The organism is Micromonospora sediminicola (assembly GCF_900089585.1).
GTDB lineage: Bacteria > Actinomycetota > Actinomycetes > Mycobacteriales > Micromonosporaceae > Micromonospora > Micromonospora sediminicola.
Genome location: NZ_FLRH01000004.1, coordinates 1,469,227 through 1,490,607, shown reverse-complemented (window position 1 = coordinate 1,490,607; position 21,381 = coordinate 1,469,227). Strand labels below are relative to the sequence as shown.

Here is a 21,381-nt window from a genome sequence, read left to right as displayed (position 1 = left end):
GGACGAATTGTGATCACCATGACGGGCGTGTCGTAACGCGAAGCGGTGCGCCGGACCCGGTAATGGGGATACCCTGCCGCCGTGAGGTCACCACGGCGCTGCTCCCGTAACGGCTGCCCCCGGCAAGCGGTCGCCACATTGACCTATGTCTACAACGAGTCGACGGCGGTGGTGGGCCCGCTCGCGGCGTTCGCCGAACCGCACACGTACGACCTCTGTGAGCCGCACGCCCGCAACCTGACCGCCCCGCGTGGCTGGGACGTGGTCCGGCACGAGGGTGAGTTCGAGCCGCCGCCACCCACCACGGACGACCTGGTGGCGCTGGCCGAGGCGGTCCGTGAGGCCGCCCGCCCGGCCCCGCCCCGCCCTCCGTCCGACGACCAGCCGTCCCCCCAGCCCCCGCACCAGCAGGGCCGCCGGGGCCACCTCCGGGTCATCCCGCCCAACCACTGACCCGCCCCCTGGGCGCCGACTGCCGCGAGGGCGGGGTCAGTGGCCGAGGAAGCGGGCGAAGAGGGCGGCCCGGCGGGCGGGGCGGTGGGTGCGGAGTTCGGTCTCGTCGGCGGACGACATGACTCTCAGGCCGGCGTTCATCGCGAGCCAGCGCAGCGGCTCGGGCTCCCAACGCGGGGAGCGGTGCCCGACCCAGGGCAGCGCGGTCAGGTCGCTCTCCCGGCCGGTGATCAGGTCGGCCAGCGTACGGCCGGCCAGGTTGCTGGTGCCGACGCCGTCGCCGACGTAGCCCCCGGCCCAGGCCAGCCCGGTGCGGCGGTCCAGCCCCACCGAGGCGGCCCAGTCCCGGGCCACCCCGAGCGGACCGCCCCAGGCGTGCGTCACCGGCACGTCCGGCCCGAGCACCGGGAAGAGTTCACCGAGCGCCCGGCGCAACGCCGCGAACACCCGGGGCTCCCGGTCGAAGTCGGGGCGTACCCGGGAGCCGTAGTGGTAGGGGGCGCCCCGGCCGCCGAAGGCGAGCCGCCCGTCGGCGGTGCGCTGGCCGTAGACGATGACGTGCCGGTGGTCGGAGAACGTCTCCCGCTCGGCCAGGCCGATCCGGGCCCACGTCTCCTCCGGCAGCGGCGGGGTGGCCACCATCAGCGAGTAGACCGGCGCGACCGACCGCCGGTGCCCGGGCAGCGCCGGGGTGAAGCCCTCGGTCGCGCGGACCACCACCGGCGCCCGCACCACGCCCGCCGGGGTCACCGCCGCCCCGGGCCGCAGCGCGGTCACCGGGGTGCGCTCGTGCAGGCGTACGCCGCGGCGCTCCACCGCCCGGGCCAGCCCCCGGACCAGCTTCGCCGGGTGCACGGCCGCGCAGTGCGGGGTGTACGTGCCGCCGCGTACCCCGTCGGCGGCGCAACGGGCGGCGGCCTCGGCGGCGTCGAGCAGCACCAGGTCGTCGTCGGTCAGCCCGTACGCGTGGGCCTCGGCCACCGCGGCCCGGGCCCGGTCGAGTTGCGGCCCGGTGCGGGCCAGCACCACCGTGCCGCCGGCCCGCCAGTCGCAGTCGACGCCCTCGGCGGCCACCACCCGGCCCACCTCGCGGACCGTGTCGTGCATGGCCCGCTGCATGGCGAGCGCCCGGTCCCGCCCGTGCCGGCGGGCCAGCGCCGGCAGTGAGGTGGGGAAGAGCGCCGAGCACCAGCCGCCGTTGCGGCCGGAGGCGCCGTACCCGGCGATCTCCCGCTCCAGCACCACGATCCGCAGCGTCGGGTCGGCCTCGGCCAGGTAGAAGGCCGTCCACAGCCCGGTGTACCCGGCGCCCACGATCGCCACGTCGGCGTCCGTGTCGCCGGGCAACCCGGCTCGCGGCGTCAGCGGCTCGTCCAGGCTGGACAGCCAGTACGACAGGTCCTGGTAGCCCACGGTCTACAGCCGCGACCACGCCTCGGTCAGCACCGCGCGCAGGATCTGCTCGATCTCGTCGAACTGCTGCTGCTCGGCGATCAGCGGCGGGGCGAGCTGCACCACCGGGTCGCCCCGGTCGTCGGCCCGGCAGTAGAGCCCGGCGTCGAACAGCGCGGTGGAGAGGAAACCGCGCAGCAGCCGCTCGGACTCGGCCTCGTCGAACGTCTCCCGGGTCGTCTTGTCCTTGACCAGTTCGATGCCGTAGAAGTAGCCGTCCCCCCGCACGTCACCCACGATCGGCAGGTCGTGCAGCTTCTCCAGGGTGGACCGGAACGCGTCCTCGTTGGCCCGGACGTGCCCGACCAGGTCCTCCCGGGCGAACACCTCCAGGTTGGCCAGGGCCACCGCGCAGGAGACCGGGTGGCCGCCGAACGTCACGCCGTGGGCGAACATGCCGGTCTCGGTGAGGAACGGCTCCATCAGCCGGTCGCTGGCGATCATCGCGCCGAGCGGGGCGTAGCCGGAGGTGATGCCCTTGGCCGTGGTGATGATGTCCGGCTGGTAGCCGTACCGGGTGGCGCCGAAGTACTCGCCGAGCCGGCCCCAGGAGCAGATCACCTCGTCGCTGACCAGCAGCACGTCGTACGCGTCGCAGATCTCGCGCACCCGCTCGAAGTAGCCGGGCGGCGGCGGGAAGCAGCCGCCGGAGTTCTGCACCGGCTCCAGGAAGACCGCGGCGACCGTGTCCGGCCCCTCCCGCTCGATCGCCCGGCCGATCTCTTCGGCGGCCCAGCGGCCGAACGCCTCGGCGTCGTCGCCGTGCTCCGGCGCCCGGTAGAAGTTGGTGTTCGGCACCTTGATGCCGCCGGGCACCAGCGGCTCGAAGTCGCTCTTGATGCCGGGCAGGCCGGTGATCGACAGCGCGCCCATCGAGGTGCCGTGATAGGCGATGTAACGGCTGACCACCTTGTGCTTGTTCGGCCTGCCGGTGCGCTTGAAGTAGGCCCGGGCCAGCTTCCAGGCCGCCTCGACGGCCTCCGAGCCGCCGGTGGTGAAGAAGACCCGGTTCAGGTCACCCGGGGTCAGCGTGGCGATCTTCTCGGCCAGCTCGACCGCGGTCGGGTGGGCGTACGACCAGAGCGGGAAGTAGGCCAGCTCGCCGGCCTGCTTGGCGGCGGCCTCGGCCAGTTCGGTCCGGCCGTGGCCGGCGTTGACGACGAAGAGCCCGGCGAGCCCGTCCAGGTAGCGGCGGCCCTGCGCGTCCCAGACGTAGGCGCCCTCGCCGCGCACGATGGTCGGGACCTCGCCGGCGGAGTAGCTGGCCATCCGGGTGAAGTGCATCCAGAGGTGGTCGGTGGCGTTGGCCATGTCAGCCCCATCGGGTCTCGGGCCGGTCAGGGGTGACACCGGCCGCTCTGCCCACGGTTATCCCACAGTCATTGCTGATAACGCAACTGTCGACGGACGGGCGCAACGGATTCAGCGACCTGGGCGCACGTAGGCGACGGATTTCGCGGCTGCCCCGGGCGGGCCCGGTAGCGGGTCGGGCGCCTTTCGAGCTGAGTCGTTGGTGATATCAGCTCGAAAGGCGGGGGACTTCGGTCGGTGCGGACCAGACAGCTGCGGCGTCTTCCCGGGGCGCTGCCGCGCGACAGCAGGGACCACGCGGCCTGGCTTCACCGGGTCAGGCGGTGCCCCAGCTGTAGGTCTGCTTGCGCAGCTTCAGGTAGACGAACGCCTCGGTGGAGACCACCCCGGCCACCCCGCGCAGCTTCTGCAGGATCTCCAGCAGGTGCGCGTCGTTGCGGCAGACCACCTCGGCCAGCAGGTCGAACGAGCCGGCGGTGATCACCACGTAGTCGATCTCCTCGAACTCGGCCAGCCGGTCGGCGACCGTCTCCAGGTCGCCGTCGGTGCGCAGCCCGATCATGGCCTGGCGCGGGAAGCCGAGCTGGAGCGGATCGGTCACCGCGACGATCTGCATGACGCCGGCGTCGAGCAGCCGCTGCACCCGCTGGCGTACCGCCGCCTCGGAGAGGCCGACCGCCTTGCCGATGCTCGCGTACGGGCGTCGCCCGTCCTCCTGGAGCTGTTCGATGATCTGCTTCGCCACGTCGTCGAGCAGAGCGTGGCTGGCGCCGTCACGCACCGTCACGCGACGGTTGCCGTTGCCGTTCTCCAGGTGCCGGTTGGCCATCGCCGCTCCCCATGTCCGAATCTCCGTGCTGAGCGTAGTGCTCCAGCGCAGTCTGGCGTATTTCGTGGTGCATGGCTATTCCGGCAACGGAATCCCTTGTAAGGGAGGGGTTCTCATGTCAGGATCAGGCCTCCATCGCCACTGACCCCTCCGCCGGCGAGCCAACCCCCGTCCCGCCGCCGACGATGCCCCCCAAGGAGTCGTCACATGCGTAGTCCCCTCCGGACGCTCACCCGGCGTGGTCTGCTCACCGGGACCCTCGGCTCGGCCGCCCTGCTCGCCACCGCGGGCACCCTCGCGGGCTGCGGCACCAAGGGCGCCCAGCAGACCGAAGCCGGTTGCCAGAGCGACGACGTTTCCGCCACCGAGAAGAAGCTCGCCTTCTCGAACTGGCCGCAGTACATGGACACCGACGAGAAGGACGAGTCGAAGCGGCCCACCCTGGACGCGTTCGTGGCCGCCTCCGGCATCCAGGTGACCTACACCGAGGACGTCAACGACAACAACGAGTTCTTCGGCAAGGTGCAGAACCAGTTGGCCGGCTGCCAGAGCACCGGCCGGGACATCATGGTGCTCACCGACTGGATGGCCGCCCGGATGATCCGGCTCGGCTGGATCCAGAAGCTGGACAAGGCCAAGATCCCCAACGTCGAGGCGAACCTGCTGCCGTCACTGCGCGGCCGGTCGTTCGACAAGGACACCCAGCTGGCGATCCCGTGGCAGTCCGGGCTGGCCGGCCTGGCCTACAACGCCAAGGTCACCAAGGAGATCCGCACCGTCGACGAGCTGCTCACCCGCCCCGACCTCAAGGGCAAGGTGACCGCGCTGTCGGAGATGCGCGACACCATGGGCCTGCTGCTCCAGGCCGGCGGCCACGACCCGGCCAACTTCACCCCGGCCCAGTTCGACGACGCGCTGACCAAGCTGAAGAAGGCCGTGGACAGCAAACAGATCCGGCGCTTCACCGGCAACGACTACGCCCCCGACCTGGCCAAGGGCGACATCGCCGCCTGCATCGGCTGGTCCGGCGACGTGATCCAGCTCGGCTTCGAGGACGAGAAGATCAAGTTCGTGGTGCCCGAGTCCGGCGTGATGCTCTGGTCGGACAACATGCTGGTGCCCAACAAGGCCAGCCACAAGGCCAACGCCGAGGCGCTGATGAACCACTACTACGACCCGGCGGTGGCGGCGAAGCTGGCCGCCTACGTCAACTACATCTGCCCGGTGCAGGGCGCGCAGGCCGAGATGGAGAAGATCGACCCGGACCTGGCCAAGAATCCGCTCATCTTCCCGGACGACGCGATGCTGGCGAAGTCGAAGGTCTTCATGGCCCTCGACGAGCAGCGTGAGAAGGAGTACGAGACCAAGTTCCAGCAGGTCATCGGGGCGTGAGGCAGATGGCGCAGGAAACCCCGGCCGGCGATCTGCGACTGGCCGACCTGACCAAGCGGTTCGGTGTCTTCACCGCCGTCGACGACCTCAGCCTGACCGTCCCGCAGGGCTCGTTCTTCGCCCTGCTCGGCGCGTCCGGCTGCGGCAAGACCACCACGCTGCGGATGATCGCCGGGCTGGAGGCGCCGACCAGCGGGCAGGTGCTGCTCGGCGACCGGGACATCACCGGGCTGCGGCCGTACCGGCGGCCGGTCAACACGGTCTTCCAGAGCTACGCGCTCTTCCCGCACCTGGACATCCACGAGAACGTCGCGTTCGGGCTGCGCCGCCGGGGCATCCGCACGGTGGGCGACCAGGTCGAGCGGATGCTCGCGCTGGTCCAGCTCCAGGGGTACGGCCGGCGCCGGCCGGCCCAGCTCTCCGGCGGCCAGCAGCAGCGCGTCGCGCTGGCCCGGGCGCTCATCAACCACCCGCAGGTGCTGCTGCTCGACGAGCCGCTCGGCGCGCTCGACCTGAAGCTGCGCCGGCAGATGCAGATCGAGCTGAAGCGGATCCAGACCGAGGTCGGCATCACGTTCGTGCACGTCACCCACGACCAGGAGGAGGCCATGACCATGGCCGACACGGTCGCGGTGATGAACGCCGGCCGCATCGAGCAGCTCGGCGCCCCGGCCGACATCTACGAGTACCCGGCCACCGCGTTCGTGGCCAACTTCCTCGGCCAGTCCAACCTGCTCGCCGGTGAGGCCGGCGGCCACGCCGGGGACGATGTGCTGGTCACCGCGCACGGCGCGCGCTTCTCCGTGCCCGCCGACCGGGCCCGGGTCGTCGACGGGCCGACCTTCCTCGGCGTACGGCCGGAGAAGCTGCACCTGGCCGGCGGCCCCGACGACGTGCCCGCCGGGCACCAGCACGTCGGCGGCGTGGTCACCGACGCCTCCTACGTCGGGGTGAGCACCCAGTACCTGGTGCGCACCGCGTGGGGCAGCGAGCTGTCCGCGTTCGCCGCCAACAGCGGGCTGGGCGGGCGGCTGGCCGTCGGCACGCCGGTGACCGCGCACTGGGACCCCCGGCACGCGTTCCTGCTGCCCCGGGCGGGCGGCGAGGACGACCAGACCGCGCCGCTGCTCGACGAGCCACCGGTCGGTGCGCTCTCATGACCGCGCTGGCCCACGTACCGACCGCCGGCGGGAAACCGGCGCCACCGCCGGTGCGGCGCGGGCGCGCCCGGCTGCTGCCGTACCTGTTGCTGCTGCCCGGCGCGGCCTGGCTGCTGGTCTTCTTCGCGCTGCCGCTGCTCCAGCTCGCCGCCGCCAGCCTCTACGACCCGGCCGGCTCGCTCTCCACCGGCTACGCGATGACCTGGGCGGTCGGCAACTATCCGGACGCGTTGCAGGCGTACTGGCCGCAGTTCCTGCGCTCGTTCCTCTACTCCGCGATCGCGCTGGTGCTGGCGCTGCTGATGGGCTACCCGCTGGCGTACGCGATCGCGCAGAAGGCCGGCCGGTGGAAGAACCTGCTGCTGGTCGCCGTGGTCGCGCCGATGTTCACCAGCTTCCTGGTGCGCACGCTGGCCTGGAAGACCATCCTGTCGGACAACGGCGCGCTGGTCGGGCTGCTGCGCGACGTGCACCTGCTCGGCCCGGACGGCCGGCTGCTCGCCACGCCGATCGCCGTGGTGCTCGGCCTGACGTACAACTTCCTGCCGTTCCTGGTGCTGCCGCTGTACGCGAGCCTGGAGCGGCTCGATCCCCGGCTGCTGGAGGCGGCCAGCGACCTGTACGCGAGCCCGCTGCGCGCGTTCGGCAGGGTCACCCTGCCGCTGTCGATGCCCGGCCTGATCGCGGGCACGCTGCTCTTCTTCATCCCGGCCACCGGCGACTACATCAACGCGGAGCTGCTCGGCACGCCGAACGAGTACATGATCGGCAACGTCATCGACTCGGCGTTCCTGGTCCGGCTGGACTACCCGCAGGGCGCGGCGCTGTCCTTCCTGCTGATGGCCGCGATCCTGGCCATCGTCTTCGTCTACCTGCGCAAGGCCGGCACGGAGGAGGTGCTCTGATGAGACTCAGGCGCTGGCTCGCCGACCGGTGGGTGATGGGCGTGGCCCTGCTCGTCCTCGGCTACCTCACCCTGCCGATCGCGGTGGTGGCCGGACTTTCCTTCAACCGGCCGTCCAGCCGGCTCTCCTACGACTTCAACGAGTTCACGCTGGACAACTGGGCCCGCCCCTGCGCCACCGCCGACATGTGCGACGCGGTGGTGCGCAGCATGGAGATCGGCCTGATCGCCACCGTCGTCTCCACCGTGCTCGGCACGCTGATGGCGTTCGCCCTGGTGCGGCACGGCTTCCGCGGGCGGTCCGGTATCAACGGGCTGATCTTCCTGCCGATGGCCACCCCGGAACTGGTGATGGGCACTTCGCTGCTCGCCCTCTTCGTCGCCGCCGGGGTGCCGCAGGGCTTCTGGACCATCGTCATCGCGCACGTGATGTTCTGCGTGTCGTTCGTGGTGGTCACCGTGAAGGCCCGGCTCGCCGGCATGGACCGGCGGTTGGAGGAGGCCGCCATGGACCTCTACGCCAGCGAGTGGCAGACGTTCCGCCGGATCACGCTCCCGCTCGTGCTACCCGGCATCGTGGCCGCCGCGCTGCTCGCCTTCTCGCTCAGCTTCGACGACTTCATCATCACCAACTTCAACGCCGGCACCACCGTCACGTTCCCGATGTACGTCTGGGGCGCCGCCCAGCGGGGCATCCCGCCGCAGGTCAACGTCATCGGCACGGCCATGTTCGGGATAGCGCTGCTGCTGGTAGGGGCCAGCTCGCTGCGCGGCCGACGGTCCCGACGGGCCGCCCTCGCGGTGATCGCCACCCCGGCGGGGAAGCCATGACGCTCCCGCATACCGGCCGGGCGCTGGCCGACGCCGCGCCCGTCCCGTACTGGCTGGACCGCCCGGAACGCCCCGACCCGTTGCCGCCGCTGACCGGCGCGCACGCCGCCGACCTGCTCGTGGTCGGCGGCGGGTACGCCGGGCTGTGGACCGCGCTGCTGGCCAAGGAGGCCGATCCGGACCGCGACGTGCTGCTCGTCGACGCCGGCACCTGCGGCTGGGCGGCGTCCGGGCGCAACGGCGGCTTCTGCGCCGCGTCGCTGACCCACGGGCTGGCCAACGGCATCGAGCGGTTCCCCGGCGAGATCGGCGAGCTGGAACGGCTCGGCCGGGAGAACCTGGACGCCATCGCCGCCACCGTGGCGAGGTACGACATCGACTGCGACCTCGAACGGACCGGCGAACTGGCGGTGGCGGTCGAGCCGTACCAGCTCGACGGGCTCGCCGCCGACGCCGAGCTGGGCCGCCGGTACGGCCACGACGTGCGGCTGCTCGACCGCGACGAGGTCCGTGCCGAGGTGGCCTCGCCGACGTACCTCGGTGGGATGTGGGACCGGGACCGGACGGCGCTGCTCGACCCGGCGAAGCTCGCCTGGGAGCTGCGCCGCGCCGCGCTCGGCCTGGGTGTCCGGATCCACGAGCACACCCGGGTCACCGGCCTGGCCACCGACGGGGCCGCGCTGCGCGCCACCACGGCCGGCGGCGCGGACGCCGCGCCCGGCACGGTACGGGCCCGGCGGGTGGCCCTGGCCACCAACGCGTTCCCGCCGCTACTGCGCCGGCTGCGCGCCTGGACCGTGCCGGTCTACGACTACGCGCTGATGACCGAGCCGTTGAGCCCGGCCCAGCGGGACGCGATCGGCTGGCGCCACCGGCAGGGGCTGGCGGACACCGGCAACCAGTTCCACTACTACCGGCTCACCGCCGACGGCCGGATCCTGTTCGGCGGCTACGACGCGGTCTACCACTACGGCAACCGGGTGGCCCCCGCGCTGGAGCGGCGCGAGGCCACCTTCACCACGCTCGCGTCGCACTTCTTCGCGACCTTCCCCCAACTCGACGGGCTGCGCTTCAGCCACCGCTGGGGCGGCGTGATCGACACCTGCACCCGGTTCTGCGCGTTCTTCGGCACCGCCCACGAGGGGCGGCTGGCGTACGCCGCCGGTTACACCGGGCTGGGCGTCGGCGCCACCCGCTTCGGCGCGCGCGTCACCCTCGACCTGCTCGCCGGCGCGGACACCCCGCTGACCCGGCTCGACCTGGTGCGCCGCAAACCGCTGCCGTTCCCGCCGGAGCCGATCCGGGCCGCCGGCATCAACCTCACCCGCTGGTCGCTCGCCCGCGCCGACGCGCGGGACGGGCGGCGCAACCTCTGGCTCCGTACTCTCGACCGCTTTGGACTGGGGTTCGACTCCTGATGCGTATCCTTCTCGTCGGCGCCGGTGGCGTCGGCTCCGCCGCCGTATCCATCGCCGCCCGCCGTTCCTTCTTCGAGACCATGGTGGTCGCCGACCACGACCCGGCGCGCGCCGCCCGGGCGGTCGCCGGCCACGGCGACCGGTTCGTCGCCGCCACCGTCGACGCGTCGTCCGCCGACGCGGTCGCCGCGCTCTGCCGGGAACACCGGATCACCCACGTGTTCAACGCGGTCGACCCGCGCTTCGTCATGCCGATCTTCGACGGCGCGTTCGCGGCCGGGGCCGACTACCTCGACATGGCGATGTCGCTGTCCCGGCCGCACCCCGAGCGCCCCTACGCGGAAACCGGGGTCAAGCTCGGCGACGAGCAGTTCGCCGTCGCGGACCGGTGGGCCGCCGCCGGCCGGCTGGCGCTGTGCGGCGTCGGCGTCGAACCGGGCCTGTCCGACGTCTTCGCCCGCCACGCCGCCGACGAGCTGTTCACCGAGATCGACGAGATCGGGGTACGCGACGGCGCGAACCTCACCGTCGCCGGCTACGAGTTCGCTCCCTCGTTCTCCATCTGGACCACCATCGAGGAGTGCCTCAACCCGCCGGTGATCTGGGAGGCCGGGCGCGGCTGGTTCACCACCGAGCCGTTCAGCGAACCGGAGGTCTTCGACTTCCCGGCCGGCATCGGCCCGGTCGAGTGCGTCAACGTGGAACACGAGGAGGTGCTGCTCATCCCGCGCTGGGTGCCGGCGAAGCGGGTCACCTTCAAGTACGGTCTCGGCGCCGAGTTCATCGAGGTGCTGCGGACGCTGCACAAACTCGGGCTGGACGCGACCGAACCGGTGCGCGTGCGCGGGGTCGACGTGTCACCGCGCGACCTGGTGGCCGCCGCGCTGCCCGACCCGGCCACGCTCGGCGACCGGATGAGCGGGAAGACGTGCGCCGGCACGTACGTCACCGGCACCGGGCCGGACGGCCGGCCCCGGCGGGTCTACCTCTACCACGTGGTCGACAACGAGTGGTCGATGGCCGAGTACGGGCACCAGGCGGTGGTCTGGCAGACCGCGGTGAACCCGGTCGTCGCGCTGGAGCTGCTGGCCACCGGCGCCTGGTCCGGCGCGGGCGTGCTCGGGCCCGAGGCGTTGCCACCACGGCCCTTCCTCGACCTGCTCACCGACTACGGTTCACCGTGGGGGATGGAGGAGCGATGACCCGCTACGGCCCGATGTACGGCCCCGACGTGACGTTCCTCGGCGTGCCGCCGTGCACCGTCGAGGAGCCGGTCACCTACGCCGACGCCGACGTGGTCGTCATCGGCGCGCCGTTCGACGGCGGCACCTCGCACCGGCCGGGCACCCGCTTCGGCCCGTCCGCGATCCGGCAGGCCTGCTACCTGCCGCACGACGGCTCCCGGCCGTCGCTGGCGCTGCGCGTGGACGCGCTGCAGGACCTGTGCGTCTACGACGCCGGTGACGTGGAGATGTTCGGCGGCGACATCGAACGTTCGCTGGCCGCGCTGGAGACCGCCGTGCACGCGGTCGCCGCCGCCGGGGCGATCCCGGTGGTGCTCGGCGGCGACCACTCGATCGCGTTGCCGGACGCCACCGGGGTGGCCCGGCACCACGGGCTGGGCCGGGTGTCGCTGGTGCACTTCGACGCGCACGCCGACACCGGCGACGTCGAGTTCGGGTCCCTGCACGGCCACGGCCAGCCGATGCGCCGGCTCATCGAGTCCGGCGCGGTACGCGGCGACCGCTTCCTCCAGATCGGCCTGCGCGGCTACTGGCCGGGTCCGGAGACGCTGGCGTGGATGGCCGAGCAGCGGATGCGCTCGTACGAGATGACCGAGGTCGTGGCCCGGGGCCTGGACACCTGCCTCACCGAGGCGTTCGGCATCGCGACCGACGAGTGCGAGGGCGTCTTCCTCTCCGTCGACGTGGACGTGGTCGACCCCGGCATGGCCCCCGGCACCGGCACGCCCGAGCCGGGCGGGTTCACCTCCCGGCAGTTGCTCGACGCGGTCCGCCGGGTCTGCTACGAGCTGCCCGTGGTCGGCCTGGACGTGGTCGAGGTCGCCCCGCCGTACGACCACGCCGACATCACCGCCTACCTGGGCAACCGCGTGGTCCTGGAGGCGCTCTCCGCAATAGCCCGCCGCCGCCGCGACGCCGCCGGTGGAACCTCGTGGAACCCCACCCTGCCGCTCCTGGACGACCGCTGACTGGTAGCCCGGCATGTTTAGCTCCGGCTATAGTCGGGGCGTGGGTGCGGACGGGAAGCGCTGGTCGGTCCGGGTCACCGGAGAGGTCCGGCAATGGCTGCGCGACCTGCGGGACCACGACCCTGCGTCCTACGAGAGCGTCCGGGTGGCGGTGGACAAGCTGGCCGAGGTCGGGCCAGGGCTGGGTCGCCCGCTCGTGGACACGCTGCGTGGAAGCAGTCTCCGCAATCTGAAGGAGCTGCGGCCTCGCTCCGGCCGGGACGTGGCTATCCGGGTGCTGTTCGTCTTCGATCCCTGGTCGCAGGCGGTGCTCCTGGTCGCCGGCAACAAGGCGGGCAACTGGACCCGCTGGTACCGGCAGCACATTCCGGCGGCGGAGGTTGCCTACAAGGCTTGGCTCGACAGCGAGCGCGAGCGAAGGGGGGAGTCGTGACGGAGTTCTATCACTGGGACGAGGTCCGCGCCGAACTCGGCGGTGACGACGAGGCGTACGAGGCGGAGCGTGCCCGGACCGACGCGTGGGTGAGCGCGTTCCATCTGGCCGAGGAGCGCAAGCGACTGGGGCTCACCCAGCGGCAGGTAGCCGAGATCATGGGGGTCACGCCGGGCCGGGTCAGCCAGATCGAGAACGGCGACCTCGACGTCAACGAGGTGGCCACGCTGAGCCGGTACGCCAACGCCCTCGGCGCCCGGCTGCGGATCATCTTCGACTACGGCGACGACCTCCGGCAGATCGCCTGACGGAGGCCGTCGACCGGTCAGGGGCGGGCGCAGCGGGGGCGCAGGCGTACGCGTTCGGTGGTTTCGGTGAGGGAGTTGGGCTCGACGACCAGGCGTGCGATCGTCGTCGCGGGGCCGGGGCGGAATCTGCCCTGGTCGGCGGGGATCGTGGCGGTCCAGGTGCCGGCGGTGCGGCCCTCGGTGCACGCGCCGATCACGCCGAACCCGAAGCCGGTGACCGACGTGCGCCGCGCCCGCTGGCTGAGGTGCACCTCGATGTAGGCCAGACCGCGCTCGGCGCCGCAGGCGAACCGACCCCGGACGGTGGCGGTGTGGGCGTGTGGCTCGGTGGTGCCGAACCAGTCGACCGAGATGGTGGGAGTGGAGGTGGGCGCGGCGACCGCGGCGCCCGGCGCGAGCCCGAGCGTGGCGACGGTGGCGGCCGTGGTGAGGCCGGCGGCGAGCAGGGCGTGTCGGGCCGAGGGCATGGGCGGGCTCCTGTCGGGCGGTGGCGGGATGCTGCTCCGATGTGGACGGCGTCAGCATCCCACCGCCGCGATGCCCGCGAGCTGCAAGATCTCGGACAGATCAGCCGGCCAGGTGGGAGCGGATGAGGAAGCGGACCCCCTCCGGCGCCTCCAGCGAGAATCCGCTGCCCCGGCCGGGCACCACGTCGACAGTGAGCCGGGTGTGCTGCCACAGGTCCCACTGGGCCCGCGACATCCAGAACTCCACCGGCTCGGGCACGCCGTCGACGGCGAGCGCGGCGAGCAGCACGTCCGAGCCGCCGGTGCGGAACTCGCCGGCCGGGTAGCACATCGGGGCGCTGCCGTCGCAGCAGCCGCCGGACTGGTGGAACATCAGCGGACCGTGCTGCCCCCGCAGCGACCGGATCAGGTCGGCCGCCGCGGGGGTCAGGGTCACCGGGTCACCCATCAGAAGAAGCCCAGCTTCTGGGGCGAGTAGCTGACCAGCAGGTTCTTGGTCTGCTGGTAGTGCTCCAGCATCATCTTGTGGTTCTCCCGGCCGATGCCGGACTGCTTGTAGCCGCCGAACGCGGCGTGCGCCGGGTAGGCGTGGTAGCAGTTGGTCCATACCCGGCCGGCCTGGATCGCCCGTCCGGCCCGGTACGCGGTGGTCATGTCCCGGGTCCAGACGCCGGCCCCGAGCCCGTAGAGCGTGTCATTGGCGATCTTCACGGCGTCGTCCAGGTCGGCGAAGGAGGTCACCGACACCACCGGGCCGAAGATCTCCTCCTGGAAGATCCGCATCGAGTTGTCGCCCTCGAAGATGGTCGGCTGCACGTAGTAGCCGCCGGACAGTTCGCCACCCAGGTCGGCCCGCTCGCCGCCGGTGAGCACCTTCGCGCCCTCCTGCCGCCCGATGTCCAGGTAGGACAGGATCTTCTCCAACTGGTCGTTGGACGCCTGCGCGCCGATCATCGTGTCGGTGTCCAGCGGGTGCCCCTGCCGGATCTGACGGGTCCGGTCCACGGCGGCGGCGAGGAAGTCGGCGTAGTGGCCCTGCTGGATCAGCGCCCGGGACGGGCAGGTGCACACCTCGCCCTGGTTGAGGGCGAACATGGTGAAGCCTTCGAGCGCCTTGTCCCGGAAGTCGTCGGAGGCGGCGCTGACGTCGTCGAAGAAGATGTTCGGGCTCTTGCCGCCCAGCTCGAGCGTGACCGGTTTGATGTTCTCGCTGGCGTACTGCATGATCAGCCGCCCGGTGGTGGTCTCGCCGGTGAACGCCACCTTGGCCACCCGGGGTGAGGACGCCAGCGGCTTGCCGGCCTCGACGCCGAAGCCGTTGACCACGTTGAGCACGCCCGGCGGCAGCAGGTCGCCGACCAGCGACAGCAGGTGGTGGATCGAGGCGGGCGTCTGCTCGGCCGGCTTGAGCACCACCGCGTTGCCGGCGGCCAGCGCCGGGGCGAGCTTCCAGACCGCCATGAGGATCGGGAAGTTCCACGGGATGATCTGCCCGACCACGCCCAGCGGCTCGTGGAAGTGGTAGGCCACGGTGTCGTCGTCGATCTCGCCGAGCGAGCCCTCCTGGGCCCGGATCGCACCGGCGAAGTAGCGGAAGTGGTCGATCGCCAGCGGGATGTCGGCGGCCAGCGTCTCGCGTACCGGCTTGCCGTTCTCCCACGTCTCGGCGATGGCGAGGGACTCCAGGTTGTCCTGCATCCGGTCGGCGATCTTGTTGAGGATCAACGACCGTTCGGCCACCGACGTGCGGCCCCACGCGTCCGCCGCGCCGTGCGCCGCGTCGAGCGCCTTCTCCACGTCCTCGGCGGTGCCCCGGGCCACCTCGCAGAAGGTCTGCCCGGTCACCGGGGTCGGGTTCTCGAAGTACTTCCCACCGTGCGGCTTCACGTACTCGCCGCCGATGTAGTGGTCGTAGCGGGACTGCCAGTGGGTGGGGGCGTCGTAGCGCGTCATGGGTACCTCCGCCGTCCGTCAGGGGTGGATGGCGGGAGGCTAGTTTCCGCGACGTTGCAGGAACGTTGCGCGCGGCAGCGCGTACTCCTCGGCGAGCTGGCGGGCCCGGGCGACCGCGAGCGGCCGGCGGGGCGCGCCCGGCGGCAGCGCCCGGGCCAGGGCCTGCCAGGCGGCCAGGTCGTCGGCGCCGGCGGCGGTCGCGGTCCAGGCCGCGAGCAGCCCCGGGTCGTCGGCGGCCAGCACCGCCGCGCGCAGCTGGCCGTCGACCAGCCGGCGCAGTCGCGCCACCCCCGGCGCGTCGGAGGCGGGCAGCAGGGGCCCGGGGTACGCGCGCAGCGCCGCCGCCGGATCGCCGCCCTCCAGCAGTTCGGTGACGGTACGGAAGTCGGCGCGCACGGGTGCCCGCAGCCGGTAGGGGCGGGAGTCGAGCAGCTCGTCGCCGAGCGCGCGGCGCAGCCGGGACAGCTCGGCGCGCAGGGTGACCGGGTGCAGCCGGTCGTCGCCGTAGAGGTCGAGGCCGAGCTGCTCCCCGGTGCGCCCCTCGGGGTGCTGGACGAGCAGCACCAGCAGCTCGCTGTGCCGCCGGCCGAGCCGGACGCGCCGGCCGCCGACGCGCAGCTCCGCCTCGTCCCGACCGAGCGCGGCCACGTGCGGCACGTCCGGCGCGGCGGGGGCGGCGGCGGCCAGGAACGCCTCGGCGGCCCGGGCGGTGGCCCGGACCAGCGCGAGGCTCTGCGGGTTGGCCAGGTGGTCGCCGCCGGTGATGTCGACGGCGCCGAGCAGCAGGCCGGTGGCCGGATCGTGGATCGGGGCGGCGGCGCAGGTCCAGCGCTGCACCGGCCGGACGAAGTGCTCGGTGGCGAAGATCTGCACGCTGTGGTCGACGGCGAGCGCGGTGCCCGGCGCGTTGGTGCCGACGTGTGCCTCGTCCCAGCGGGCGCCCGGCACGAAGTTCATCCGCTCGGCGTGCCGGAGCACGCCCGGGTGCCCCTCCACCCAGAGCAGCCGGCCGCCGGCGTCGCAGACCGCCATCAGGTGGGCGCCGTCCTGCGCGATGCCGCCGAGCAGGTCGCGGAAGAGCGGCAGCACCCGGGCCAGCGGGTGCGCCGCCCGGTAGCTCTCCAACGCGTCGTCGGTGAGGTCGACCGGCGCGGTGGCCTCCGGGTCGAGCCGCGCGGAGCGCTCCCAGGACCGACGCACCACGTCGCGGACCCGGCCGGTCGCGGTGCCGGCGGTGAGGAACGCCTCGTGGGCGGCACCGACCTGCGCGATCCGCTCCGCCGGATCCGCGCCGAACTCCAGGGCGAGCCACGGGTCAGTCACCACCGACCTCCTCCCACCCATCGTGACCCACGTCACCCCCGACCGCCAAGGGTGGAGCGGATCGAGCGCCGGACGTGATCCGGGTCACTCCTCGGCCCGCCGGGGGCCCTGCCGTCCGGACGAACGCCCCAGACGGCACGCGGACGTCCCGGACCCGGTTGTCGGCGTTCCGCCGCTGAGGAAGATGGCTGCGGCGGCCGCTTACGGAACCCTTATCTCCGACCTGCGACCGTGTGCGGGACGACCAGGGAAGACACGGGGAGCGGACAACGGTGCGGGTGCTGGTGGCGGACGACGAGCGGCTGTTGGCGGACACGGTCGCCGAGGGGCTGCGGCGGTTCTCCATGGCGGTCGACGTCTGTTACGACGGCGACGGCGCGCTGGAGCGGATCGGCGTCAACCGCTACGACGTGGCGGTGCTGGACCGGGACATGCCCGGCGCCACCGGCGACGAGGTGTGCCGGAGCCTGGCCGGGTCGGATGCCGGCACCCGGGTGCTGCTGCTCACCGCCGCCGCCGGCATCCGGGACCGGGTGGCCGGCCTCGGGCTGGGCGCGGACGACTACCTCACCAAGCCGTTCGCGTTCGCCGAGCTGGTGGCGCGGGTGCAGGCCCTGGGCCGGCGGTCCACCCCGGCGGTGCCGCCGGTGCTGGAACGGCACGGCGTGGTGCTCGACGTGGCCGCGCACACGGCCACCCGGGACGGCCGCCCGCTCGGCCTGAGCCCCAAGGAGTTCGCCGTCCTGCACGTGCTGCTGCGTGCCGGCGGGCGGGTGGTCAGCACCGAGGACCTGCTCGAACAGGCCTGGGACGAGTTCGCCGACCCGTTCACCAACGCGGTCCGGGTCACCGTCATGACGCTGCGCAAGAAGCTCGGCCAGCCGTCCGTCCTGCACACCGTGCCCAGGGCCGGCTACCGGATCGGTGAGCCGGCGTGAGCCCCCGCCGCCGCATCCTGCTGGTCGGGGTGCTCGCCCTGCTCGCCGGGTTCCTGCTGCCCAACCTGGTCAAGTGGCTGCTCGAACTGGTGTGGTGGCGGGCCCAGCAGTTCTGCGGGCTGGCCACGATCGGCGCGGTGTGCGAACCGGGACGGCCGTTCGTCCCGCTGCTCCCGACGCTCACCGAACTGCTGGTGCTGGTCACCGCCGGTGTCGGGGTGTGGGTCGGGGCCCGCTGGTGCCTGCGCCCGGTGCGCGACCTGGCCGACCCGATCGCGAACCTGGGACCGCAGAACCTCGGCTACCGGATCCGGCGGGGCGGGCGGGACGAGCTGGCCCGGCTCACCCGTGCCATCGACGACATGATGGACCGGGTCACCGCCGGCTACGAGGGGCAGCGACGGTTCGCCGCCAACGCCTCGCACGAGCTGCGGACGCCGCTGGCGGTGCAGCGCACGCTGATCGAGGTCGGCATGGCCCGGTCGCTCAGCGGTGAGCAGCTGGACCTGCTGACCGCGCAACTGCTGGCCACCAACGAGCGCAACGAGCGGCTGATCGAAGGGCTGCTCGCGCTCAGCGAGAGCGACCAGGGCCTGCGGTCCTCCACCCCGCAGCGCCTCGACGAGGTCGTCGCCGCCGTGCTGGCCGCGTACGCCGACCGGGCGGCCGAAGCGGGCGTGACAGTGGAGAGCCGACTGTCGCCCCGGATCGTGACCGGCGAGCGGGTACTGCTGGAACGCCTGGTCACGAACCTGGTGGAGAACGGCATCAAGTACAACCGCGAGGGCGGACGGCTCGTCGTCGCCGTCGGCGGCGACCCGGCGCTGACCGTCACCAACAGCGGGCAGGCCGTCCCCGGCGAGGCGGTCGCCGGGCTGTTCGAGCCGTTCCGGCGCCTCGCCCGGGACCGCACCAACCAGGGCGGCGGCGCCGGGCTCGGCCTGGCCATCGCCCGCTCCATCACCCAGGCGCACGGCGGCCTCATCGCCGCCCGCCCGGGCGAGGACGGCGGCCTGCGGGTCGACGTCCACCTGCCCACCGTGCGCTGACGCCCCTCCCCGCACCACGGGACCCGCCGTCGCGGCGTCCCGCGATGCCACCTGCCCGAACGGGCCCCGGCGACGCCGCCGCACCCGATCCGACAAGGAGGAACCATGTCCCGAACACACGGGCCGGCGCTGCCGGCCCGGGCCGACGTCGAGGAGGCCGCCCGCCGGCTGGCCGGCCGGGTGGTGCGCACCCCGGTGCTGCACAGCCCGGCGATCGACCGCCTGGCCGGCGCCCGCATCCTGCTCAAGGCGGAGAACCTCCAGGACGGCGGCTCGTACAAGATGCGCGGCGCGATGCTGGCGGTGGGCCGGCTCGCCGACGCCGGGCACACCGGAGTGGTCGCGCAGAGCACCGGCAACCACGCGGTCGCGGTGGCGCTGGCCGCGCGCCGGCACGGGCTGGCCGCCACCGTGGTGCTGCCGGTGGACGCCGCGCCGGTCAAGGTGGACCGGGCGCGGGCGGCCGGCGCCCGGGTGGTCCGCGCCGGCACCACCGTCGAGGAGCGCCTGGCCGTGGCGCGGCGGATCGCCGAGGTGGAGGGCCACCCGCTGGTCGACGCGTACGACCACCCGGACGTGGTGGCCGGGCAGGGCAGCGCGAGCCTGGAACTGATCGAGGAGGCGGCGCGGCGCGGCACACCGCTGGACGCGCTCGTGGTGCCGGTGGGCGGGGGCGGCGGCATCGCCGGCGCCTGCTTGGCGGCGGCCGGAACCCCGATCGAGGTGTACGGCGTGGAGCCGGTCGGGTGCGACTCGCTGGCGCGCAGCCTGGCCGCCGGACGGCCCACACCGGTGGCCCCGGCGCCGAGCCTGGCCGACGGACTCCGTCCCGGCTGCGTCGGTGACCTGCCGTTCGCGGTGGCCCGCACCGGCGTGCGCGGGGTGGTCCGGGTCGACGACGACGCGATCGGGGAGGCGTTCCGGCTGCTCCTGCTGGATTTGAAGGTGCTCGTCGAGCCGTCCGGCGCCGCCGCGCTGGCCGGCGCGCTGCGGCTGGGCGAGCCGGCCGGTCCCGGCGGCGGGGCGGGCACGGCGGCCGGTCCCGGCGGCGGTGGGACGCCGTGGCCTTCTGGTGGCGGGCGACGAAGGACGGTCGGCGTGGTGCTGACCGGCGGAAACGTGGAAGCGGACCTGGTGGCCCGGCTGGCGGGCGACCGGACGACGGCGGGAGCGGCGGCATGAGGACGACATCGCGGATCGGTGTGCTGTTCGGCGGGCCGTCGGCCGAGCACGAGGTCTCCTGCGCCTCGGCGCTCGGCGTGGCCCGGGCCCTGGCCGAACGGGGCCACCACGTGGTCGCGCTCGGCATCACCCGCACCGGCGGGCTGCGGATGGTGCCGGAGCCGGCGCTGACCCGACACCTCACGACCGTCGCCGCCGGCCGGGCGATCGACGACCGCCTGCCGGTGACCGGGCCGGCGGTGGAGCTGCGGCGCGGCTCGGCCGCCGGCACGGTCGCGGTCACCGCCGCCGATGCCCCCGCCACCACGCACGCCGAGCTGGACGTGGTCTTCCCGGTGCTGCACGGCCCGTACGGCGAGGACGGCGTGGTGCAGGGCCTGCTCGAGTCGCTCGGCGTGCCGTACGTCGGGTGCGGCATCCTCGCCTCCGCCGTCGGCATGGACAAGGTGGCGATGAAGCGGGCGCTGCGGGCCGAGGGCGTGCCGACCACCCCGCACGTCTGGTTCGACGAGCCCACCTGGCGGGCGGCGGAGGACCCGGAGAAGCTGGTGGTCGGGCTGCGCCGGCCGCTGTTCGTCAAGCCGGCCCGGATGGGCTCCTCGATCGGTATCTCCCGGGTCGCCGAGCGCGGCGACCTGGCGGCAGCCGTCGAGGAGGCGTTCCGGCACGACCACGTGGTGCTGGTCGAGCAGGGGGTGACCGGCCGGGAGCTGGAGTGCGGCGTGCTCGGCGGCTGGCGGCCGGAGGCGTCGGCGGTCGGCGAGGTGCGGGTCGCGGGCGGCTGGTTCGACTACCGGCAGAAGTACTTCGGCGACGCCGACCCGATGATCGTCCCGGCGTCGCTGCCCGACGAGGTCACCGAGCGGATCCGGGAGCTGTCCGTGCGGGCGTTCGCCGCGATCGGCGGCTGGGGTCTGGCCCGGGTCGACTTCCTCTACGACGAGGCCACCGGCGACCTGTTCGTCAACGAGCTGAACACGCTGCCCGGCTTCACCGCGCACTCGATGTACCCGAAGGTGTGGGCCGCGTCCGGCGTGGCGTACCCGGAGGTGGTGGACCGGCTGGTCGCGCTCGCCTTCACCCGCCACGCGGCCCGGCCGTCCGGCGCGCACCCGGGGGGTACGCCGTGATCCTGCTCTCCGACCCCCGGGTCGCCGCGGTGTCCAGCCGGGACGACGGCGAACCCCTGGTCGACCTTCGGGAGGTGCCGGAGCTGCGGGTGGACGGGCGGGCCGCCGACCCCGCCGGGGCGTACGCGCGGGTGCGGCGCGGGGTCGCGGACCGGCTGCTGGCCGCGCAGCGGGCGCTGCCGCCCGGCCTGCGCCTGCTCGTGGTCGAGGGCTACCGGCCGTACCGGGCGCAGCTCGACATCTTCACCGGCTACCGGGACGAGTTGCGTCGGCGGCACCCGGACTGGTCGGCCGAGCGGCTGCACCGGGAGACCACCAAGTTCGTCTCGCCGGTCGAGGTGGCCCCGCACAGCACCGGCGGCGCGGTGGACCTGACGCTCTGCGACGCCGACGGGGTCGAGGTGGCGATGGGCACGGCCCTGGACGCGACGCCGGAGGAGAGCGCGGACGCCTGCTTCACCGCGGCCCGGCACATCCCGGTCACCGCGTGGCGCAACCGGCGGATCCTGGTGTCCGCGTTGAGTGGCGCGGGGTTGGTGAACTATCCGACCGAGTGGTGGCACTGGTCCTACGGCGACCGGTACTGGGCGCTTCTCGCCGGAGAGTCGCACACCCGTTACGGTCCGCTGTGATTCC

22 protein-coding genes are annotated in these 21,381 nt (G+C 73.1%); 15 read left to right on the top strand and 7 right to left on the bottom strand.

All coding sequences use genetic code 11. The features are described 5' to 3' along the window. The first annotated feature begins 81 nt into the window (after positions 1 to 81). Entirely contained in the window at positions 82 to 453 is a 372-nt protein-coding gene (locus tag GA0070622_RS28525; RefSeq protein WP_091581759.1) for a DUF3499 domain-containing protein, read from the top strand. Positions 454 to 489: 36 nt separating this feature from the next. Here the strand turns inward: GA0070622_RS28525 and GA0070622_RS28520 are convergent, their stop codons facing one another. From GA0070622_RS28520 to GA0070622_RS28510, 3 genes are all read right to left on the bottom strand, one after another. Beyond that, positions 490 to 1,866 (bottom strand): NAD(P)/FAD-dependent oxidoreductase, encoded by a 1,377-nt coding sequence (locus GA0070622_RS28520; protein ID WP_091581756.1) that lies wholly within the window; start codon positions 1,864 to 1,866, stop codon positions 490 to 492. A gap of 3 nt (positions 1,867 to 1,869) precedes the next feature. After that, a complete protein-coding gene (locus GA0070622_RS28515) occupies positions 1,870 to 3,216 on the bottom strand; it encodes an aspartate aminotransferase family protein (protein WP_091581753.1) in 1,347 nt (448 codons plus the stop codon). A 316-nt stretch (positions 3,217 to 3,532) separates the two neighbouring features. Beyond that, positions 3,533 to 4,045 carry an Lrp/AsnC family transcriptional regulator gene (locus GA0070622_RS28510; RefSeq protein ID WP_091581749.1) on the bottom strand — a complete coding sequence of 171 codons (513 nt, stop codon included), beginning with the start codon at positions 4,043 to 4,045 and terminating at the stop codon, positions 3,533 to 3,535. Between the two features lie 207 nt (positions 4,046 to 4,252). Here GA0070622_RS28510 and GA0070622_RS28505 point away from each other — a divergent pair, with 207 nt between their 5' ends. Genes GA0070622_RS28505 through GA0070622_RS28465 form a run of 9 tightly spaced genes read left to right on the top strand, consistent with a single transcriptional unit; the run spans position 4,253 to position 12,703 of the window. Further along, on the top strand, positions 4,253 to 5,437 hold the full coding sequence (locus GA0070622_RS28505; protein WP_091581746.1) for a polyamine ABC transporter substrate-binding protein: 1,185 nt from the start codon (positions 4,253 to 4,255) through the stop codon (positions 5,435 to 5,437). 5 nt (positions 5,438 to 5,442) lie between these two features. After that, positions 5,443 to 6,597 (top strand): ABC transporter ATP-binding protein, encoded by a 1,155-nt coding sequence (locus GA0070622_RS28500; RefSeq protein WP_091581742.1) that lies wholly within the window; start codon positions 5,443 to 5,445, stop codon positions 6,595 to 6,597. Next, positions 6,594 to 7,502: an ABC transporter permease gene (locus tag GA0070622_RS28495; RefSeq protein WP_091581738.1), complete on the top strand. Its 909-nt coding sequence runs from the start codon at positions 6,594 to 6,596 to the stop codon at positions 7,500 to 7,502. The genes GA0070622_RS28500 and GA0070622_RS28495 overlap by 4 nt, the downstream gene beginning before the upstream one ends. Then, positions 7,502 to 8,332 (top strand): ABC transporter permease, encoded by an 831-nt coding sequence (locus tag GA0070622_RS28490; RefSeq protein WP_176558723.1) that lies wholly within the window; start codon positions 7,502 to 7,504, stop codon positions 8,330 to 8,332. Before GA0070622_RS28495 ends, GA0070622_RS28490 begins: the two co-directional genes overlap by 1 nt. Then, on the top strand, positions 8,329 to 9,750 hold the full coding sequence (locus tag GA0070622_RS28485) for an NAD(P)/FAD-dependent oxidoreductase (protein WP_091581732.1): 1,422 nt from the start codon (positions 8,329 to 8,331) through the stop codon (positions 9,748 to 9,750). Before GA0070622_RS28490 ends, GA0070622_RS28485 begins: the two co-directional genes overlap by 4 nt. Beyond that, positions 9,750 to 10,952, top strand: a complete 1,203-nt coding sequence (locus GA0070622_RS28480) for a saccharopine dehydrogenase family protein (RefSeq protein ID WP_091581729.1) — start codon at positions 9,750 to 9,752, stop codon at positions 10,950 to 10,952. The genes GA0070622_RS28485 and GA0070622_RS28480 overlap by 1 nt, the downstream gene beginning before the upstream one ends. Next, positions 10,949 to 11,962: an agmatinase gene (speB, locus tag GA0070622_RS28475; RefSeq protein ID WP_091581725.1), complete on the top strand. Its 1,014-nt coding sequence runs from the start codon at positions 10,949 to 10,951 to the stop codon at positions 11,960 to 11,962. The genes GA0070622_RS28480 and speB overlap by 4 nt, the downstream gene beginning before the upstream one ends. 40 nt (positions 11,963 to 12,002) lie before the next feature. After that, positions 12,003 to 12,395, top strand: a complete 393-nt coding sequence (locus GA0070622_RS28470; RefSeq protein ID WP_245666887.1) for a type II toxin-antitoxin system RelE/ParE family toxin — start codon at positions 12,003 to 12,005, stop codon at positions 12,393 to 12,395. Continuing rightward, complete coding sequence (locus GA0070622_RS28465) at positions 12,392 to 12,703, top strand: helix-turn-helix domain-containing protein (RefSeq protein WP_013284175.1); 312 nt, start codon at positions 12,392 to 12,394, stop codon at positions 12,701 to 12,703. The genes GA0070622_RS28470 and GA0070622_RS28465 overlap by 4 nt, the downstream gene beginning before the upstream one ends. Positions 12,704 to 12,720: 17 nt before the next feature. Here GA0070622_RS28465 and GA0070622_RS28460 read toward each other — a convergent pair whose 3' ends face one another. From GA0070622_RS28460 to GA0070622_RS28445, 4 genes are all read right to left on the bottom strand, one after another. Beyond that, positions 12,721 to 13,170 (bottom strand): hypothetical protein, encoded by a 450-nt coding sequence (locus GA0070622_RS28460; protein ID WP_091581718.1) that lies wholly within the window; start codon positions 13,168 to 13,170, stop codon positions 12,721 to 12,723. Between the two features lie 100 nt (positions 13,171 to 13,270). Next, positions 13,271 to 13,618 (bottom strand): DUF779 domain-containing protein, encoded by a 348-nt coding sequence (locus GA0070622_RS28455; RefSeq protein WP_091581713.1) that lies wholly within the window; start codon positions 13,616 to 13,618, stop codon positions 13,271 to 13,273. Beyond that, entirely contained in the window at positions 13,618 to 15,123 is a 1,506-nt protein-coding gene (adh, locus tag GA0070622_RS28450; protein WP_091581710.1) for an aldehyde dehydrogenase, read from the bottom strand. Before adh ends, GA0070622_RS28455 begins: the two co-directional genes overlap by 1 nt. Before the next feature lie 39 nt (positions 15,124 to 15,162). Further along, the gene (locus GA0070622_RS28445; RefSeq protein WP_091581706.1) at positions 15,163 to 16,446 is read right to left on the bottom strand and encodes a helix-turn-helix domain-containing protein; all 1,284 of its coding nucleotides are present in this window, start codon (positions 16,444 to 16,446) and stop codon (positions 15,163 to 15,165) included. A 272-nt stretch (positions 16,447 to 16,718) separates the two neighbouring features. Between GA0070622_RS28445 and GA0070622_RS28440 the strand changes: the two genes are divergently transcribed. The 5 genes from GA0070622_RS28440 to GA0070622_RS28420 all read left to right on the top strand — a co-directional run bounded on the left by GA0070622_RS28440 (position 16,719) and on the right by GA0070622_RS28420 (position 21,377). Then, the gene (locus tag GA0070622_RS28440) at positions 16,719 to 17,384 is read left to right on the top strand and encodes a response regulator transcription factor (protein ID WP_091581703.1); all 666 of its coding nucleotides are present in this window, start codon (positions 16,719 to 16,721) and stop codon (positions 17,382 to 17,384) included. After that, positions 17,381 to 18,433, top strand: coding sequence for a sensor histidine kinase (locus GA0070622_RS28435; protein ID WP_091581699.1), 1,053 nt, complete (start codon positions 17,381 to 17,383; stop codon positions 18,431 to 18,433). The genes GA0070622_RS28440 and GA0070622_RS28435 overlap by 4 nt, the downstream gene beginning before the upstream one ends. 105 nt (positions 18,434 to 18,538) lie before the next feature. Further along, positions 18,539 to 19,615, top strand: coding sequence for a threonine ammonia-lyase (locus GA0070622_RS28430; RefSeq protein ID WP_091581695.1), 1,077 nt, complete (start codon positions 18,539 to 18,541; stop codon positions 19,613 to 19,615). After that, positions 19,612 to 20,745: a D-alanine--D-alanine ligase family protein gene (locus GA0070622_RS28425; protein ID WP_091581691.1), complete on the top strand. Its 1,134-nt coding sequence runs from the start codon at positions 19,612 to 19,614 to the stop codon at positions 20,743 to 20,745. The genes GA0070622_RS28430 and GA0070622_RS28425 overlap by 4 nt, the downstream gene beginning before the upstream one ends. Further along, a complete protein-coding gene (locus GA0070622_RS28420) occupies positions 20,742 to 21,377 on the top strand; it encodes a M15 family metallopeptidase (RefSeq protein ID WP_091581686.1) in 636 nt (211 codons plus the stop codon). The genes GA0070622_RS28425 and GA0070622_RS28420 overlap by 4 nt, the downstream gene beginning before the upstream one ends. The last annotated feature ends 4 nt before the right edge of the window (positions 21,378 to 21,381 follow it).